Below are 17394 nucleotides of genomic sequence, written 5' to 3' on the forward strand. Positions count from 1 at the left end.
CATGACCCGTTTCTCTTTCACCATCGAGTTCGACGGCGGGCCCTATATGGGGCTGCAGCGGCAGTCGCACGGGCCTTCGGTGCAGCAGAGCATCGAGGAAGCTGTCGCCGCGATCACCGGCGAGGATGCGCGCATCCATGCCGCGGGCCGCACCGACACCGGCGTCCACGCACTTGCCATGCGCGCCCATGTCGACGTGGAAAAGGACATCGATGCCTTTCGCCTGATGGAAGGCGTGAATGCCAAGCTTCGTCCCGAGCCGATCGCGGTCACACATTGCGAGGTCGTGCCCGACGATTGGCACGCACGCTTTTCGTGCATCGGGCGGTCCTACGTCTATCGCATCATCAACCGGCGCGCGCCGCTCACGCTCGACCGCGGCAAGGCGTGGCAGGTCGCCAAGCCTCTCGACCACGAGGCCATGCACGAAGGCGCGCAGCACCTGGTTGGCCGGCACGACTTCACGACGTTCCGCTCGGTCCATTGCCAGGCGCAGAGCCCGTTGAAGACGCTCGACCGGCTGGACGTGGAACGCGAAGGCGAGGAAATCCGCATCCACGCCGCCGCGCGCAGCTTTCTGCACCATCAGGTCCGTTCGATGGTCGGTTGTCTGGCACTGGTCGGACTCGGCCGCTGGACACCGGACAATGTGCGTAATGCGCTGGAGGCCAAGGACCGGCAGTCCCTTGGCCTAAACGCCCCGCCGGACGGGCTCTATTTCGTGAGCGCGATCTACCCTGAAAAGTAGGTCAGTCTTCCAGCGCGAAGCCTACCTTGATCACGACCTGGTGCTGGATGGTGCCGTCATCCTCAATATAGCCGCGCTGGCTGACGACTTCGTACCATTTCACGCCGCGAATTGTGGCTTGCGCGCGTTTCAGCGCCGCCTTGATCGCCGCGTCGCTGCCTTCGTGCGACGTGCCGACGATCTCGCTCAGCTTGAAGACATGGTCCATGATCGCATCCTCCTGTTTCCGCTTGGTAACAGGAGGATAGCGCAAATCGGCCCGTTGGTCAGGCCAGCAACCCATCAGGCCTTGGAAACGACGCTTTCAGGCAGGTCCTTGCCGAAGACGCGCTGGTAGTATTCTGCCACCAGCATACGCTCCGTCTCGTCGCACTTGTTGAGGAACGAGAGGCGGAAGGCAAAGCCCAGATCGCCCAAAATCTGCGTGTTCTGCGCCCAGCTGATCACGGTACGCGGGCTCATCACGGTGGAGATATCGCCGTTGATGAAACCCTGACGCGACAGGTCTGCCGTGCGGACCATCTTGGCAATCGTGTCCTCGTCCATCTCGGGGACCTTGGCCTTGACGATCTGCACCTCGGTCGCCTCGGGCAGGTAGTTCAGGCCGACGACGATGTTCCAGCGGTCCATCTGGCCCTGATTGATCGCCTGCGTGCCATGGTAAAGGCCGCTCGTATCGCCAAGACCGACGGTGTTGGCCGTCGCGAACAGGCGGAAATAGGGGTTCGGGCGGATGACGCGGTTCTGGTCCAGCAGGGTCAGCTTGCCCGCCGTTTCCAGAACGCGCTGGATCACGAACATGACGTCGGGGCGGCCCGCGTCGTATTCGTCGAAGACCAGCGCGGTCGGCGTCTGCAGTGCCCAAGGCAGCAGGCCTTCGCGGAATTCGGTGACCTGCAGCCCGTCACGCAGCACGATCGCATCACGGCCGACAAGGTCGATACGGCTGATGTGCGCGTCGAGGTTGATGCGCACGCAAGGCCAGTTGAGGCGCGCTGCAACCTGTTCGATGTGCGTCGACTTGCCCGTGCCGTGATAGCCCTGAACCATCACGCGGCGGTTGTGGGCAAAGCCTGCAAGGATCGCCAGCGTCGTGTCCGGATCGAAGACGTAGGATTCGTCGCGGTCGGGTACGCGTTCGTCGGCCTTGGAGAAGGCCGGGACCTTCATGTCGATATCGATACCGAACGTCTCGCGGACGTCGACTTCGATGTCGGGAGCGGCAAGGACGGTCTGGTGGCTGTTGGTCATGTCGTTCATCGCAAGGGGGCGGTAAACGCACCCGCGCCGCACTGCAACAGGCTAGAATGTCAGGTCGCGGGCGGATCGAACTTGGAAGGTAGGCCGAACAGACCTGCAAACCTGTCGGCCAGTGCCCTGTCGCCCTTCACGATAAGCCCTGTTTCCGCCTCGACCTCGTCCAGCGGCCGCTTGCCGTAGAAATAGGGAAGGATGGCATTCGGCGACGCGGCCTCGAACGTCAGATCGGTCTCGCGAGCATCGTGCGCGCGTTCGATTTTCAGCTCTCCACCCGCCAGTTTCGCGATGAAAGCATCTGTCGCGAAGCGGAAGGCGACGGTTATGTCCATGTCTTCGGCCCGGGCCGGATCAATCATCGTGCGCAAGGAAAGCATCGCCGAAACCGGCGTCAGCGGCAGGGTCGGATCATGATCGCGAGAGCGAACCGACCAGCGGCCCAGCGCCTGCATCACGAATTCCGCCTCGTACCCCCATTCGGTCAATTCATAGACCTGCACCGATGCAGGCGGCGGCAGCATCCGGCGCACCAGCACACCTGCGAGTTCCAGCTTTTCCAGCCGCTCGGTCAGGATCTTGGCGCTGATTCCCGGCAGGTTCGCACGGATCTGGGAGAACCGCAGCGCGCCCAGCATCAGTTCGCGCATGACGAGCAACGACCAACGCTCCCCGATGATTTCCATCGCGAAGGCTGCACCGCAGGCATCTTCATACCAGCGCCCGTGTTTCGCTCGGTTCGTCACGCCCAAATACCGATTGGTAACTTTTAGAATGTCCGTAGTTGCTTTTTGTAACTGACAAGCTCACGAATCGCAAGCATCGAAACATGCCGAGTCGCGCCAACTGCGACGCAGGAGAGAGTTTTCATGCCGCAAGTGCCAGACAGTAGCCTCGTCATCACAGCGTATGGCTGGGTCCCGAATTTCGCTCGCGGCATGGTCCGCGATCTGCGTCCGCGCTGGTTCTGCGAAGAAGTCGGCCTCGACTATTCGGTCCGCCTGATCAGCGCGATGAAGCGGCCCGATTGGTATTTTGAAGAGCAGCCCTTCGGACAGGTCCCCTATGTTCAGGACGGCGATGTCGGCCTGTTCGAAAGCGGCGCGATCCTGCTGCACCTTGCCGAAAAGCACGGCCACTTGCTGCCCGAGGATGGGCAGGCCCGCGCCGATGCGCTTGCATGGCTGTTTGCCGCATTCAACTCGGTCGAACCGATCGTCTTCCAGCTTTCGGCGGTGAACGGGTTTTCCGCCGGCGAGGAGTGGGCAAAGCTGCGCAAGCCTTCGCTGGACGAAACCGCGAACCAGCGTTTCGACCGGCTCGCCGCCGGAATGGAAGGGCGCGAGTGGTTGGCCGGCGAGGAGTTCTCGATCGCCGACATCGCGATGGCGACCACCCTGCGTGAGGCGGACAACAACGGCATGATTGCCACCCGCCCCGTGCTTGCCAGCTATCTCGAACGCGCGCTGGCCCGCCCTGCCTGGAAATCCGCGCTCGACGCACAATTCAACGATTTCGACGATAGCTTTGCGCCGCAGAAGGAAGGGGCCTGAGCCATGTATATTCAAGGGTTTCTGATCCCCGTCCCGGCAGAGAAAGAGAGCGACTACCTCGCCCTTGCCAAATCTTTCGACAGCATCTTCATGGACCACGGCGCGATCGAAGTCGTCGAGGCGTGGGAGGATGACGTTCCCGACGGCAAGGTCACCGACTTTCGCCGCGCCGTCGCGGCCCAACCGGGCGAGAAGGTCGTGTTCTCGTGGGTCATCTGGCCGGATAAGGAGACCGCCAAAGCTGCCGAAGATTCGATCATGGCAGCCGATACGCCTGACATGTCCGAGATGCCATTCGACGGAAAACGACTGGTGCATGGCGGCTTTCGCTCGATTCTCGAACTTGGCCGGTAACGAAGGAGAAGATTCATGACCAACATGGCCGGAGAGCCGATGTGGTACGAACTGATGACGCAGAACCTTTCGGCGACGCGCCCCTTCTACATGAATGTCGTCGGCTGGAAGATCGGGCGGTCGCCAGAACAGCCTGAGGGCGTTGGCGACTACGAGTTCATTCTGCGTCAGGATGGCGGGCTCACCGGCGGTGCGATCCAGTTGACGGACGAGATGCTGGCGGGCGGAGCCAGGCCGATGTGGACGGTCTATTTCACGGCAGCCGATGTCGATGCCGCGGTGGCACGCGTCAAGGACCTTGGCGGCAGCGTATTGATGGAACCGCACGACATTGGCTCTATCGGCCGCCTCGCCTTCGTCGCCGATCCGCAGGGCGTGCCCTTCTACCTGATGCGCGGCAATTCGCCGGAGAAGAGCCAGGTTTATGACACGGCATCGACCGCGTTCGGCCAATGCGGCTGGAACGAGCTGACGACGCCCGATCTTGATGCCTCACTTGCGTTTTACGGCGAGATGTTCGGCTTCGCAGTGAATGAGCGAATGGCAATGCCCGGCGATGCAGGCGACTACTGCTTCCTCGATCTCGGTGACTTGCGTCTTGGCGCGGCCATGACCGCATCGGAGGCATGGCCCGCCGGATGGAAGCCCTATTTCCGCGTGGCCGACATCGACGCCGCGAAGGCAGCAGTGGAGGCGAACGGAGGCAAAGTGCTGATGGGTCCCCACGAAGTTCCGAGTGACGAGATGATCCTTGTCGCCAGCGATCCCGAAGGTTCGACCTTCGGCCTTGTCGCACCGAAAAAGAGCTGACCTTCACAGTTTAGGAGACAGATCGGCAACACGGTGCCATCGTCCGCAATGGCGGCACAGAGTCGCCCCAGATCCCGCAAACGCGAAAACGCTGTTGCGAGGTGAAAAATACAATTGGGAAAGATCGACATCGCGGCGATCGAGGAGGCACGACAGGCATGATTTCGCTCTATGGGCACCCGTTCTCGTCCTACACATGGAAGGCCGAGATCGCCCTCCATTCGTGCGGGATCGAATATCGTCTGCGGCAGGTCGACCCCGGCCACCCCGACAACACCGCCTTCGTGGCCGAACACGGCGGACCTTTCGCCAAGTTTCCGGTGCTTGAGGAAGAAGACGGCACCATCGTCTTCGAGGCCAGCTCGATCATCGAGCATCTCGTCGCCACCCGTCCCGAGGCTGCACACCTGATCCCTGCTGATCGCGCGCTGGAAATCCGCAATCTCGACCGCGTCTTCGACAACTACGTCATGAACGTGATGAACGTCGCTGTGCTGGAACAGCTTCGCGCCCCCGATGCGCCCGATACCGCGCGGCAGGACGAAGTGCGCGCGCAGCTTCGCCGCGTCTATGCATGGCTGGAGCCGAAGGCCGACGCACTGGGCCGCGATCCGCTGACGATGGCCGACTGCGCCGCCGCGCCCGCGTTGTTCTACGCCGACTGGGTCGAGGAGATTGGCCCCGACTGCCCGAATTTGAAGGCGCTTCGCGAGCGGTTGAACGCCATGCCCGAAGTACACGCCTGCATCGATGCGGCCTATCCATTCAGGCCGCTCTTCCCGCTCGGCGCGCCCGATCGGGACTGAGTACAAAGGAAACCCCATGCACGAGTTGAAAGTTACGAGATTGGTCGCAGCGCCCGTCGACACGTGCTGGGATGTCCTCGCCAACCGGCAGGAAGAGTGGTGGTGCCCTGCCCCCTGGCGGATCGAGATGCTGGCGCAGGAACGCCGCCCGGGCGGGCGCAGCGCGATGGTCATGCGCGGCCCCGAGGGCGAGGAGATGCCGCAGGAAGGCGTGTTCCTCGACTGGGATGAGGGGCGCGGCTTTACCGTGACCGATGCGATCACGCTCGGCCCCGATGGCTTCGTTCCGGCCCAGCCATTCATGATCGGACGCTGGCAGATCGAGCGTGAGGGCGACGGCACCCGCTACACTGCCTACGCCCGCCATTGGAGCGAAGAGACGATGACCCAGCATAAGGAAATGGGATTCGATCAGGGGTGGCGCGCGGTTGCGGACCAGTTTGCCGCGCTCTGCGAAAGCTGAAGGGGGCGGCATGACGCACGAAGGGGGATGCGCTTGCGGAGAAGTTCGCTACAGACTGGAGCAGGCGCCCTTCGCGGTGCACTGCTGCCATTGCCGGTCCTGCCAGCGCGAGACGGGTTCAGCCTTTGCGCTCAACGCGTTGCTGGAGGCAGAGAACATCACCGTCATTGCTGGAAAGCCGGAGCGGGTCGAAACCCCGTCCGAGAGCGGCAAGGGCCAGTCGGTGTTCCGCTGCCCTTCGTGCCGTGTCGCGATGTGGAGCCACTATGGCGGCATGGGCGACAAGGCCGGTTTCGTGCGGATCGGGACGCTGGACGATCCCGACGCCTGTCCGCCCGACTTGCATATCTTTACGCGCAGCAAGCAGCCGTGGGTCGTGTTGTCAGGCGATGTGCCCGCGTTCGAGGTCTATTACAGCCAGAAGCAGTACGACGACCTTTTCGGCGTTGATCGCGCCGCCCGTTACCGGAAATTGCGCGGACTTTAGACTTCAGGCGAAGCGCCGCGCCTTGCGCAAGTGTTGATAGGCATCGACGACGCGCTGCAGCCGTTCCTCGTTCGACCGGTCCCCGCCGTTGCGGTCGGGATGATAGCGGCGCACCAGTTCGGAATAGCGCCGCCGCAGCGCGCGCCGGTCGGATTCGTAGCCCAGCCCCAGTTCGTCGAGCGCGCGGCGGTCGCCCGGCTCCAGCCCGCGCTGGCGCGCCTCGGCCTCCTGCTGCCACTGGCGCTCACGCTCGCCGCGAATGTTCTTCGCCCGCGCCGAGATTGCATCCAGCGGATCGTCGAAATCGGCCCAGCGCGGTCCGTCGTTGCCCATGCCCGAATAGACCTTGGCCGTGTGCCGCCAGCCGAAAACAGGTGACTGCGCATCAAGGATTTCCTCCGCGCTCATGCCTTCGAAAAAGTCGTATCCCGCATTGAAGGCGCGGACGTGTTCAAGGCAGAACCAGCGCCAATCGCCCGGTCCGTCGAAGCTGGACCCGCGCGAACCGGGCGCGCGAAATTCCCCCGCCTCCACGCAGCCGGGAGCCTCGCACTGCCGACCCTCGTGTTCGAACCTTCCGTGAAACCTGTCATGACGCATTCGCTGTCAGATGATGGCTTTGACCTTCAAATGGAACCCCTTTGCCCTATATCCGGCGCATGACCAGCACACCCGGACCCGTCGAAACCGAGATTCGCCAGCGGCTTGAAGCCGAATTCACGCCCAGCGAACTCGTCGTCAGCAACGACAGCGCCATGCACAGCGGCCATTCGGGCGACGACGGATCGGGCGAATCGCACTTCTCGGTCATCATCGTCGCGGATGCTTTTGCCGGCGTGTCGCGGCTCCAGCGGCAGCGCATGGTGAACGCGGCGCTGGGCGACCTGCCCGGACAGCGCGTCCATGCACTCGCGATCAAGGCCCGCGCGCCGGGAGAAGCCTAGACCCGGCGTATCGCGGCCAGTTTCAGGCCCGAAAACACCAGCGCCGTGACAAGGCTAGCAATTGTGGCCCCAATTACCCCGCCGAGCATGGCACCGGCGGCAATCGCAAGCATCAGGCATGCTGCGAATCCGATGTTGAGCGACGCGCAGGCCCCGACCGCACCGGCGCTATTCAGCACGGTCGACAGGTAGTCCCCGAAATAGCCCGCCATCACGGCTGCGAAGACGAGGATCGCAAGCCCCGTCTGCCAGGGAAAGTTGCTCTGCGGCACGAAATTGTGCCCCAGCCAGATGAACAGCAACAGCGCCGCCGAGGCTGCGACGCCCGTGGCAGGTATCGCCACGCCAAGCTGCCTCACCGCCTTCAGCCAGCCGCCACGATCCTTTCGGTGCAGGTCAATGAGGCGCGGCAGGGAGGGCGTGACGATGGCCGATTGCATTAGAGTCCGGATCATGTTCGCGAAGGTCCAGAAAAACACATAGATGCCCAGCGTCTCCTCCCCCACCGTGGCGGACAGGATGAACCGGTCGCCGTAGGTGATGAGGACAAGCGCGACATCGCTAGGCCAGATCCGCATCGCGCCGGGCACGGTGCGCCGAACCCAGCCAGTCGGAGGATCGGACTTCCAGCGATGCCACAACCCGAGGCGGCGCAGCACCCAGCCGAGCATCACGAAATTGGCGACATGGCCGACAAGCCAGCAGGCGAAGACGAAATCGAGCGTGCGCAGGCCGGCATCGAGCAGTCCACCGATCACCGCGACCGGCACCCATGCGGCCGTGCGCAACAGGACTCCCCAGTTGGCGACGACGTTCATCCTCAGCCCCGTCAGCGCGAGGTAGGCGTCCATCGCCAGAGTCTCTGCCAGCAGGATCGCGACGATAAGCAGCGGCGAGATGCCAGAACCGCCCCCGAGACCGCCCAAAGTCCAGACGCCCAGCAATCCGAGCACCGCTGCGCAAAGCGAAACCCGCAACGTCCACGCCATCCTGTCGCGCACAATGGCGATGCGGCTTGCCGGATCGTCGCTCACCACGTCGCGGCACATGTGGAAGTTGAACCCCATGCCCAGCACCGCCGGAACCAGCGCGGTGAGGCCCTTTACCAGCCCCAGTTGCCCGACCTCGACCAGCCCCAGCATCGCGGTCACGTAGACCGTCAGCGCAAAGCGCATGGCCAGCGTCACGATGCGGATCGCGGCGATCGTGCCGCCGGTCAGCCACATGACGGGCCTGCTTGATCGCGGAGAAACGACTGATTAGGCATGGCTTTCCGGCCTGACGTGTCCGGGGGCACGGGAAACGATAGCGAGGCCGCTTTGATCTACCTGAACGCGCGTTTCACCGGCCAGCCGATGACCGGCGTACAGCGCGCCGCCCACGAACTCGGCCGCCGCCTGATCGCGATGCGCAGCGACGTAGAGGCGCTCGCCCCCGAACCGCCACAAGCGGAATACGATCTTCCCGTCACCCTTGCCGCAGGGCTGCACGGACACTTGTGGGAACAGGTCACTTTGCCGCGCCGCGTCGGGCGGACCGACCTGCTGCTGGGGCTTGGCGGCACCGGGCCTGTCTCGCTCTCGCGCCAGATCGTGATGATCCACGATGTGAACTACCTGCTCGGTCCCGAAGGCTACTCGCGCAAGTTCCGCATCACCTATCGCACGATACAGACCCTGCTGGCGCGCCGCGCGACGATTTGCACCGTCTCGCATTGGTCGGCGCGGGAAATCGGGCGCGCATTCGGGATCGCCCCCGATGCGATCACCGTCATTCCCAATGCAGCCGATCACGTCCTGTCCATCGAACCCGACGCGGCGGCGCGGCAAACGCTCGGCATTGCAGAGCGCCCCTTTGTGCTGTGCGTCGGCAGCGCGAACCCCAACAAGAATTTCGCCACTGCGCTCGCCGCCTATGCCGCGCTGGACGATCCGCACTTCGATCTCGTGATCGTGGGCGGCGGCGATACGCGTATCTTTGCCGGCTCCCCCCTCGCCAGCCATCCGCGCGTCCACCGCTTGCCGCGCATTTCGGACGGAGCGCTGCGCACCCTGATTGAGCAGGCCGAGGCGTTCCTCATGCCCTCCCTGCTCGAAGGGTTCGGCATTCCCGCGATCGAGGCCATGATACTCGGCACGCCGGTCATCGCCGCCAATGCCGCGGCGCTGCCCGAAGTCTGCGGAGATGCGGCCATGCTTGTCGATCCGCTCGACGCGCGGGCCATGGGCGGCGCAATGGAGCAGGTCTGCGGCAACGCCGCCCTGCGCGCCAAACTGGCGACCAAAGGGCGAAAACGGGCCGCCAGTTTTGCGTGGGATACCTCCGCCCGAAAGCTTTCCGCCCTGATCGACAGGACGATCAGGCATCGAGGATAACTTCGCAGAACCGCCGGTCGAACACTTCCGGCGCGAAGTTGCGCGCATGGCCAACTGCCGCCGCCGGATCGAAATGCGGCAACCAGTCATCGAACCGCGTCAGCCCCGCCTCCAGCGAATTGGCGCTCTGCTCTGCAAAAAACATCCCGCTGACCTCGCGCGCGACGGTGTCGAGCGCCCCGCCCTTCCCCAGCGCCAGCACCGGTCTGCCAGAGGCCATCGCCTCCACCGGCACGATCCCGAAATCCTCCTCCGCCGTGAAGACCAGCGCCTTTGCCTCGGCATAGGCGCGGCAGAGCGCGGGGAAATCCATGCGCCGGACCAGCGTGATGTTCGGTCCGGCCCGCCGCTCCATCTCTTCAAACAGGTCGCCATCGCCCACCATCATCAGCGGGCGGCCAGTGCGGTTGAACGCCTCCACCGCGATGTCGGGCCGCTTGTAGCGCGTCATCTGCGACACCCACAGATAACGGTCGCTCACCTCGCTCACCGGCGCGAAGTCCTCCACCGCGACGGGCGGGTGGACCAGCTGCGATGACCGCCGCCAGTACTTCTCGATCCGTTTTTGCACAAAGCGCGAATTGGCCATGAAGCGATCGACCCGCGCCGCGCTTGTCACGTCCCAGCGGCGCAAGGTCGGGAACGTCGCCGACATGGCCAGCCGCGACAGCCGCCCCGCCGATGCGCGGTAATCGGGGTAGTGGTCCCACAAATAGCGCATCGGCGAATGGGTGTAGCAGGCGTGAAGCGCATCGGGCGCGGGGATCACGCCCTTGGTCGGCCCGGTCTCGTTCGAGATGACGAGATCGTATCCGCGCAGGTCCAGCTCCTCCAGCGCAGCAGGCATCAGCGGCAGGTATTTCTGATAATGCTTCGCCGCGCCCGGCAGGCGGTTGATGAACGTAGTTCGCACGCGGTGCATCCGGATCCTGGCGCTGATCTTCTCGGGCACATAGACGTGGGTATAGATGTCGGCGTCGGGGAACAGGTCCAGCATCCGTTCCAGCACTCGTTCGCCCCCGCGCATCTGCACCAGCCAGTGATAGATGATCGCGACGCGCCCAAAGCGCCGCGCGGCCGCATTTCGCAGCCCATCCAGTTCCGTACCCGTCACGCGCGACCCCTCTTGCGTCCGGAAAGTGCCCCCAAACCCCTGCGCATCAAAGGTTTTCGGTGTCCGGCAAGGGTTAGGCAGCTTTCCATTTTCCTACAAGGCCACTTGTGCATATTGGAAAGGCTCCAACAGAACGGAGCATGAACATGGATCGATTCGAATCCTTCCAGGACAGCGCTTTTTCGCCCTCGCGCTCTCCCTTCACCATCGTCCCCGACGACGTTGCCGGATTGCCCAGCGTTCCCAAGGGGATTTACGTCGGGATCGGCGGAGACGTGACGCTGCGCGGCATCGACGGGACCGAGGACGTGACTTACCGGAACCTGCCCGATGCGAGCTATATCGCGGTGCGCGCCAGCCACGTGCGCGCCACCGGCACCACCGCGGCCAACCTGATCGCGGAGGCCTGAGCCATGCACCATAGTGGATCGATCGGCGGGGTCAGTCGCTCCGCCCTTGCCGCGCTTGGCGTGCCGATGGGCCTTGCCAGCACACCCGCGACCGCGCCGCAGGGCTGGCGCGACCATTGGCAGGTCGCCGCGTGGGAGCCACAGCTCTCGCTGACCCACCACGGCGCGGGCGTCACCGCGACGCTCGACCGCACGCCGGCCGAGATCTTCGACCTGTTTTCGGCCGCGCGTTCGGCGCCTGCGAACACCTACCACGTCTCGCCCAACGGCAGCGACAGCAATGCTGGCAGCGAAGTGGCGCCCTTCCGCTCGATCTGGAAAGCCGTTTCTGCCGCGAACGCCAGCGGGCAGCCGGCCAAGATCGTCGTGAAGGCTGGCGACTATGGCAAGCCCTACAACCCATCGCAATTCCTCAACTTGCGCCCCACGGTCGACATCGCCTTCGTCGCGACCGGAGGCCGTGTTGTCGTGGGCACATGGGACGAATTCGGATCGCCCGCAAAAGACGGTACCTATACCAACTGCTACAGCTACAGCCTCGGCAACGTCGATCGCGTGATCGACCGCGCGCGGCTCGATGCAGACGGGTTTCACCCCGACCTGATGCGGGTCGCCGATGCCGCGACCTGCAACCGCATTGCGGGTAGCTGGACGCTGGAAGCAGGCAAGATCTACATCAACCGCGCCGACGGCAAGGCGGTGACCGACGCCAACACGGGCGTCCTGCGCGCTGCTGGCGGGACATGGCGTTTCGATGCGCCGGTCAGCATCTATGTCGGCGCGGAGGACACGATCTCGGGCTTCGATACGATCGGCGGCAGCGGGGGCGCTGGGTTCCATTACCAGCCAACCACCAAGCCTGCCGCGATGAAGGCTGTCGTCGTAGAGCGGTCCACCTTCGGCTATTGCGGCGGTAGTATGTATCAGAGCAACGGGACGCTGATCGCGAACCTCCACGGCCTTGCGCTGTTCAGCGACTGCGATGCCAGCAACAACGTGAAAGACGGCTTTTCCGCCGGAAACGACGGCAATTTCGGCGCGCAGTGCCACATGGTCACCGTCAATTCGCGCGCGATCCTGTGCGGGCGCGGTTCGGCACTTAGCTGCAACAGCCTCACCGCGCATGATGATGCGGTGATCGCAGACTTCGCGGGAGAATTCGGGCGCACGAACGGCGGCAGCGTTCGGACCATCGGCGACACGCGTTGCTGGCTGTCCGGCACCAGCATCGCCAACGACCGGGGCGACCGGGTATCGGGCGGGACGACGCCCCCAGCCGCGATCATGGCGGGCGACAATGCGCAAATCTGGGCTGATCGCACAGTCGTTTCGATGCCGCCCGCGACGGCTGCGGTCTTTGCCGATGCGCAAGCCGCAGTCCGCCTACGCGCGATGCCTCCAATGCGGAGCATTCCGCAAGGCAACGGACCTATTGAAGAGTGGTGATAGATCGGGGCCGGATCATTCGCGATCTGGCCCCACTCATCCGGTGATGCTAACCCATTGTTCATGGGGTCCTATTCGGGGGAAATGTCCGCGTCGGGCGGCACTTGGCATGATGCGCGGATGCCGGTTCACGGCGCGGCGCTTTTCGGACTTCTTGCGGGCACAAGCTATCTGACAAGGGATGCCTTCGCGACAATCTGGCGGTGGCTTTTCGATCTTGCCGGGATGCCGTTTGCGTGGTTCGCCTTCGACATTCTCGGCTTTGCAGCATTGGGCGCATTCGCGTGGAGCTTTGCGGTAAAACGCAAATCACCGTTCGCGCTTTACGCCCTCGCCCTTCTGCCAATGTCGGTGATCGTCGCGGCGCTCACGGTCGATAGCAATCCGGCTTTTCTGGGTGCGGCGGTAAAGATGATCGTCCCGCTCTATGCCGGATGGTGCCTTGCGGGGCTGGACCTTCCCGCCCGGCCCCGTGCCCGGCGATTTTTCATTGCCATTTGTCTTGCGACCATTGCCGGGATCGCGCTCGACGCTGTGACGGACTTCCCATGGACCGGACTTGCCGTCGACCAGTTCGGCGTCAGCAAGACGGTCGACAAGGTCTGGTCGATCGATAGCGTCACTCGCGTCGGTGGCTTTGCGGGCGAATCCACGGCGGCAGCCGCAATAGCGCTGTTCGCGTGGCTGATGGTCCACCGCAAATTGGCCCCCGTTTCAGCCGTCTCGCTCGGACTTCTGGTCGCCGCCGCCTGCTTCGTGGCGACAAGCCGGACCGCACTGGGTATTGCGGTACTGGCGACCGGATGGATCGCGGCAGAGGCATGGCTGATGGCGGGCCTGCGTTCGACAGCTGCGCACCGTTCGCTGGCGATGGGCTCGTTCGTGCTGGTGTTGGTCCCGCTCGCGCTGGTGGCATCTGCCTCTGCGCTCTCGTTTGCGGAAATTTCGTCCTCTCTCACCAGTTTTGAACAGCGGATTGAGGCGAGCTGGCAATATCCCTTTGCGCTTCTCGCAGACCGATCGCCGGTTTCATTGGCTACGGGGTGCGGGCTTGGCTGCCTGAACTTTCCGGCACGCTATTCGGATTGGGCCAACCTGCTTCAGCCGGTCGACAATTTCTACATTCTCAACTTCGCGATGTTCGGGATTTTCTTTGTGCCGGTGCTCGCCGGTCTGGTCCTGACCGCTGTGAAAGAGGGCGATCGCACGAAGCTACTGCTGATCGCGGCGGTCAATCTCTACACCTTCTTCCTGGAGGGGTTTTCGCCCAGCTTCACGCTCTTCACCATCGGCTACGCGACAAGCGGGATGCACCTGCTGCGCATTGGCAGAAGCGTTTCAGGTCAGCGGGCGCAGCGTCGTTTCGGAGACTTCAAGCCTGCCGCGTGAGGCATGAGTGAGCATACGGACGTGCAGAAATGTGCAGCCGGTCGGCACCTCGATGTCGCGCCAGCGCCAATGTCCTTCTTGAAACAAAGGTCCGTTGTTCGCCGCAACATTTCCAAGCACACACCGCGCATCCAGCGAAACCGCCCCCGCAGAGCCGACCCGCCAGGAAAGGCGATAGGAACCGGCGTTAACCGGCGCGAAGATACCGGCAACGTGCACCGGCGCGTTGTCGGCCAGCTCTATCGTCAGGGTGCCGTCCGCCCCGTCCGAAAGCCACGCATTCGCGCCCTGCGCCTTGCGCCATGCAAACGGACTGCCCTGCGATCTCGGCTTGGCGGCAGCCGACGGATTTGCCCGCCAAAGTCCGCTCTCGGCAAAATCACCGCCTCCGCCCAAGGCGATTTGCATGGCCAGTGCTCCTGCAGGATCACGATCCAAGAGGTGTTCGATCGCAGGCAGTCCATCGGGCGTGAATCCTGATGCCGCAGCGCTTTTCATCATTGGGAGCATCACGCCGAGTGAAATCCGATCAGCACGTGCAATAATCATCGGCACCGATGCGGCCCACCACGGGTTACGGGCAAGCCGCTGATTGATCTGGCGTACCGCGCGTTCGTCCTGCGCGATCGACAGCAGAATCATCGGTGAAAATCGTGATTGGGGGTGCGCCCGAAACAGGGCTTCGACGCGATCGACAGCCTCATCAGTGCGGCCTGCCTGCAACGCCGCTTTGCACGCCGCAGCCTGCAGAAGAGGATCGCGCCATCCCAAGTGTCCCGCTGCGACAACCACCGGCGGAGATACCACGCCATCGTTGTGCACCGCCTGCGCCAAGATTGCCAAGCTGAGGTTAACTTGCCGAAGCGGGACGGCCGTCACCAACCGGCGGGCCATGCCTTGGGCGCTATGCGTTTCAATCGCCGCACGAACACCGGCCTGCGATCCATTCGCGGCAAGCCAGCCATCCTGAACAACCGGCATCCCACTCCGGTCTGCAGCGGCCGCTACTGTCAGCCCGGCAAGACCGGCAAATGCAAGGGCGGCGAGCACGCGAGAGCCGGCCCGCCCTGCACCCTCAACCCCCATAGCGATAGTATGCTTGCCCGTCCCCATATTGCCGCCCCAGCCCAAGCCGACGCGCCTCCGCAAAGTCGAACTTCGCCATCACTCCCCCTACGATCCGGGCGCTGCCCGCTGCCAGTCGGGACAGCGCATTGCGCGCAGCTTCGACATCGGTACGCCCCGCTTCGACTACGAAGAGCGTAGCCACGTCCTTGCCGCTGGCCAGCACAGGAACATCTGCAAGGCCAAGAACGGGCGGCCCATCGAGAACGATGATGTCGAAGTCGCGTTCGAACTTGCCCATCAGCTGGGCAAATTCGGGCGAACCGAGCAGGTCGGTCGGCACGGCAGGTACCGCCCCGCTGGGCAGCACGCTCAGATTGGCCACCGGCCCAGCCACGATCGCCGATGCCGCATCACCCGAAGCCAGCACACCCGAGAGGCCAGGCTCTGCCGCCAAACCCAGCATGTCGTGCAAGGCAGGGCGGCGCAGGTCGCAATCAACAATCAGAGTCCGCCGACCGCCTTCGGCAAAGGCCCTTGCGATACCGTAAGCGGTGGACGATTTGCCCTCACCCGGTTCTGCCGAAGTGACCAGAAGCCGCTGCGAACCACCGGACGGCAGCGCGAATTGCAGCGCGGTGCGAAGCGAGACGAGCGCTTCGTGCAGCGGCTCACCCGGCTGATCGAGCGCGTGGTCCATCCCCCCGCGACCGACCTTTGGCGTAATGCCAAGCAGGCGCAGGCCGAGCCGGTCTTCGATCTCTCCGGGCGTTCTAACCGCATTGTGACCCTGTTCGCGTAGCGCCACGGCCACGCCAGCGATTAGAAGGCCGGTAACCGCCGCCAAGGCAAGATTGAGGAGAAGGCGCGGCGATGACGGCTTCACCGGCGGGGATGCGCGGTCGATCTGCTGCACGTTGTTCGCCGTGATATTGGCTTCCGCGCTTGTCTGGCGGAACCGGGCCAGCAACCCGTCATAGAGCTGCCGGCTGGTATCGACTTCTCGCATCAAGGTGTTGAACTGAACGGCATCATCTCGCTCCCGCTGGGTCGCGCCTTTCAGCATGTCGACCCGGCCCTGAAGCTCCTGCTCACGCGATGCGGCCATGCGATAGGAATCGCGGATGGACGTGCGGATCCCTTCTGCCAGCGTAGCGATCTGCGCATCGTATTCGCGAACGCGCTGCCGCAGGGGGGCGACGGCCGGATGCCCTGCCTGTTTGTCGGCCAGTTCCGCCTCCAGCGTCGCCTGGACTTGCGCGCGACTGGCGACCAGATCCTGCATCGCGCGGTTCTCGATCGCCTCTGCAATCGCGCCCGCGTCGGCATTGGCGACAAGCTGCCACTTGCTCTGCGCCGCGATCCGCTCGTTCCGGGCCTCGCCGAGGGCGGCATTATAGCTGGTGAGGTCGAAGTCGGTCAGCGACGTTTCGTCACCGCCGCCAACGGTGCGCACCAGCCCGACTGCGCGGGCATAGTCGTTTGCCTCACGCTCCGCACTTTCCAGCCGGTCCCGCGCCTCTGCCAACTGCCGGCCAAGGAAGTCCCGTGCATAGACAGTCGCCTCCAACCGCCGGTCCACGTTGTAGCGTGCGTAGCTTTCGGCATAGGCGTTCGCCATCTGCGCGGCGAAGTCGGCATCAGGGCTTGTGAACGCGATCTGCACAACGCGCGAACCGCTGGGCAAAGTGACTTCGACACTGTCCTCGATGGTCTGCAGCACAAGCTCTCGCCGCGCCTCGGCCCTTGCGTCCGGACCGTCAGTGGCAGCAGAAACGTGCATCCTGTCAAAGAAAGCCTGCGGATCGCCCAGCAGATCCATCTCTTGCGCGACACGTTCTGCCATGCGGCGGCTGTTCAACACGTCGACGTGCGTTTGCAAAAAGCGATCGGCATCGCGGTACGCCTCACGAGAGGCGTTCTCCTCGCCCATGATCTGGCGCGATTCCTGATCGATCTGAAGGCTGGATACCGCGGTGTAGCGCGGCGTCAGCATCAAGGTCATGGCAAGGCCGGCCAAGAGGCAACCGACGACGACGGCCCCGATGAGAACGCGATTGTGCCAAAGCACACCCCAGAAACGCTGAAGATCGATAACCGGCGCGGCATCGATCCGATCGCCCCCTTGCGTGTCGGAGATTGCGGTCCCTTGTGCGAAATTTGCCATCCTGTTCAT

The 17394-nt window shown here is 63.7% G+C and carries 20 protein-coding genes; 12 read left to right on the plus strand and 8 right to left on the minus strand.

What is annotated here, in order from left to right; translation table 11 throughout:
• Position 1: 1 nt before the first annotated feature.
• Entirely contained in the window at positions 2–748 is a 747-nt protein-coding gene (gene truA, locus KIH45_RS04085) for a tRNA pseudouridine(38-40) synthase TruA (RefSeq protein WP_213174743.1), read from the plus strand.
• A 1-nt stretch (position 749) separates the two neighbouring features.
• Here truA and KIH45_RS04090 read toward each other — a convergent pair whose 3' ends face one another.
• The 3 genes from KIH45_RS04090 to KIH45_RS04100 form a co-directional block, all read right to left on the minus strand.
• The gene (locus KIH45_RS04090) at positions 750–956 is read right to left on the minus strand and encodes a dodecin (RefSeq protein WP_213174744.1); all 207 of its coding nucleotides are present in this window, start codon (positions 954–956) and stop codon (positions 750–752) included.
• A 74-nt stretch (positions 957–1030) separates the two neighbouring features.
• On the minus strand, positions 1031–2008 hold the full coding sequence (cobS, locus tag KIH45_RS04095; protein WP_213174745.1) for a cobaltochelatase subunit CobS: 978 nt from the start codon (positions 2006–2008) through the stop codon (positions 1031–1033).
• Between the two features lie 50 nt (positions 2009–2058).
• On the minus strand, positions 2059–2748 hold the full coding sequence (locus tag KIH45_RS04100; RefSeq protein ID WP_337925399.1) for a winged helix-turn-helix transcriptional regulator: 690 nt from the start codon (positions 2746–2748) through the stop codon (positions 2059–2061).
• A gap of 123 nt (positions 2749–2871) precedes the next feature.
• On the opposite strand from KIH45_RS04100, the gene KIH45_RS04105 reads away from it, so the two are divergent.
• From KIH45_RS04105 to KIH45_RS04130, 6 genes are all read left to right on the plus strand, one after another.
• On the plus strand, positions 2872–3555 hold the full coding sequence (locus KIH45_RS04105) for a glutathione S-transferase family protein (RefSeq protein WP_213174746.1): 684 nt from the start codon (positions 2872–2874) through the stop codon (positions 3553–3555).
• Positions 3556–3558: 3 nt separating this feature from the next.
• Positions 3559–3909: a DUF1428 domain-containing protein gene (locus tag KIH45_RS04110; protein WP_213174747.1), complete on the plus strand. Its 351-nt coding sequence runs from the start codon at positions 3559–3561 to the stop codon at positions 3907–3909.
• A gap of 15 nt (positions 3910–3924) precedes the next feature.
• Complete coding sequence (locus KIH45_RS04115; protein WP_213174748.1) at positions 3925–4719, plus strand: VOC family protein; 795 nt, start codon at positions 3925–3927, stop codon at positions 4717–4719.
• Between the two features lie 158 nt (positions 4720–4877).
• Entirely contained in the window at positions 4878–5525 is a 648-nt protein-coding gene (locus KIH45_RS04120; RefSeq protein ID WP_213174749.1) for a glutathione S-transferase family protein, read from the plus strand.
• 16 nt (positions 5526–5541) lie between these two features.
• Positions 5542–5988 (plus strand): SRPBCC domain-containing protein, encoded by a 447-nt coding sequence (locus KIH45_RS04125; protein WP_213174750.1) that lies wholly within the window; start codon positions 5542–5544, stop codon positions 5986–5988.
• Positions 5989–5998: 10 nt separating this feature from the next.
• Positions 5999–6475, plus strand: a complete 477-nt coding sequence (locus KIH45_RS04130; RefSeq protein WP_213174751.1) for a GFA family protein — start codon at positions 5999–6001, stop codon at positions 6473–6475.
• A 3-nt stretch (positions 6476–6478) separates the two neighbouring features.
• Here the strand turns inward: KIH45_RS04130 and KIH45_RS04135 are convergent, their stop codons facing one another.
• Positions 6479–7075 (minus strand): J domain-containing protein, encoded by a 597-nt coding sequence (locus tag KIH45_RS04135; protein ID WP_213174752.1) that lies wholly within the window; start codon positions 7073–7075, stop codon positions 6479–6481.
• Positions 7076–7134: 59 nt separating this feature from the next.
• Between KIH45_RS04135 and KIH45_RS04140 the strand changes: the two genes are divergently transcribed.
• Positions 7135–7419 carry a BolA family protein gene (locus KIH45_RS04140; RefSeq protein ID WP_213174753.1) on the plus strand — a complete coding sequence of 95 codons (285 nt, stop codon included), beginning with the start codon at positions 7135–7137 and terminating at the stop codon, positions 7417–7419.
• Here the strand turns inward: KIH45_RS04140 and KIH45_RS04145 are convergent.
• Positions 7416–8645, minus strand: coding sequence for an MATE family efflux transporter (locus KIH45_RS04145; protein ID WP_213174754.1), 1230 nt, complete (start codon positions 8643–8645; stop codon positions 7416–7418). The two genes, KIH45_RS04140 and KIH45_RS04145, sit on opposite strands and share 4 nt — an antisense overlap.
• Positions 8646–8684: 39 nt before the next feature.
• Here KIH45_RS04145 and KIH45_RS04150 point away from each other — a divergent pair, with 39 nt between their 5' ends.
• A complete protein-coding gene (locus KIH45_RS04150; RefSeq protein ID WP_213174755.1) occupies positions 8685–9794 on the plus strand; it encodes a glycosyltransferase family 4 protein in 1110 nt (369 codons plus the stop codon).
• Here the strand turns inward: KIH45_RS04150 and KIH45_RS04155 are convergent.
• The gene (locus tag KIH45_RS04155) at positions 9778–10908 is read right to left on the minus strand and encodes a glycosyltransferase (RefSeq protein WP_337925400.1); all 1131 of its coding nucleotides are present in this window, start codon (positions 10906–10908) and stop codon (positions 9778–9780) included. The two genes, KIH45_RS04150 and KIH45_RS04155, sit on opposite strands and share 17 nt — an antisense overlap.
• A gap of 146 nt (positions 10909–11054) precedes the next feature.
• On the opposite strand from KIH45_RS04155, the gene KIH45_RS04160 reads away from it, so the two are divergent.
• The 3 genes from KIH45_RS04160 (at position 11055) to KIH45_RS04170 (ending at position 14153) form a co-directional block, all read left to right on the plus strand.
• On the plus strand, positions 11055–11318 hold the full coding sequence (locus tag KIH45_RS04160; RefSeq protein ID WP_213174756.1) for a spike base protein, RCAP_Rcc01079 family: 264 nt from the start codon (positions 11055–11057) through the stop codon (positions 11316–11318).
• A gap of 3 nt (positions 11319–11321) precedes the next feature.
• A complete protein-coding gene (locus KIH45_RS04165; protein ID WP_213174757.1) occupies positions 11322–12764 on the plus strand; it encodes a DUF1565 domain-containing protein in 1443 nt (480 codons plus the stop codon).
• Positions 12765–12827: 63 nt separating this feature from the next.
• The gene (locus KIH45_RS04170) at positions 12828–14153 is read left to right on the plus strand and encodes a hypothetical protein (RefSeq protein ID WP_213174758.1); all 1326 of its coding nucleotides are present in this window, start codon (positions 12828–12830) and stop codon (positions 14151–14153) included.
• On the opposite strand, the gene KIH45_RS04175 is transcribed toward KIH45_RS04170, so the two are convergent.
• Positions 14103–15284: a hypothetical protein gene (locus KIH45_RS04175; RefSeq protein ID WP_213174759.1), complete on the minus strand. Its 1182-nt coding sequence runs from the start codon at positions 15282–15284 to the stop codon at positions 14103–14105. The genes KIH45_RS04170 and KIH45_RS04175 overlap by 51 nt on opposite strands.
• On the minus strand, positions 15229–17394 hold the full coding sequence (locus tag KIH45_RS04180) for a GumC family protein (RefSeq protein WP_213174760.1): 2166 nt from the start codon (positions 17392–17394) through the stop codon (positions 15229–15231). Before KIH45_RS04180 ends, KIH45_RS04175 begins: the two co-directional genes overlap by 56 nt.

The sequence above is a fragment of the Croceicoccus gelatinilyticus genome, from assembly GCF_018398395.1.
Classification (GTDB): domain Bacteria; phylum Pseudomonadota; class Alphaproteobacteria; order Sphingomonadales; family Sphingomonadaceae; genus Croceicoccus; species Croceicoccus gelatinilyticus.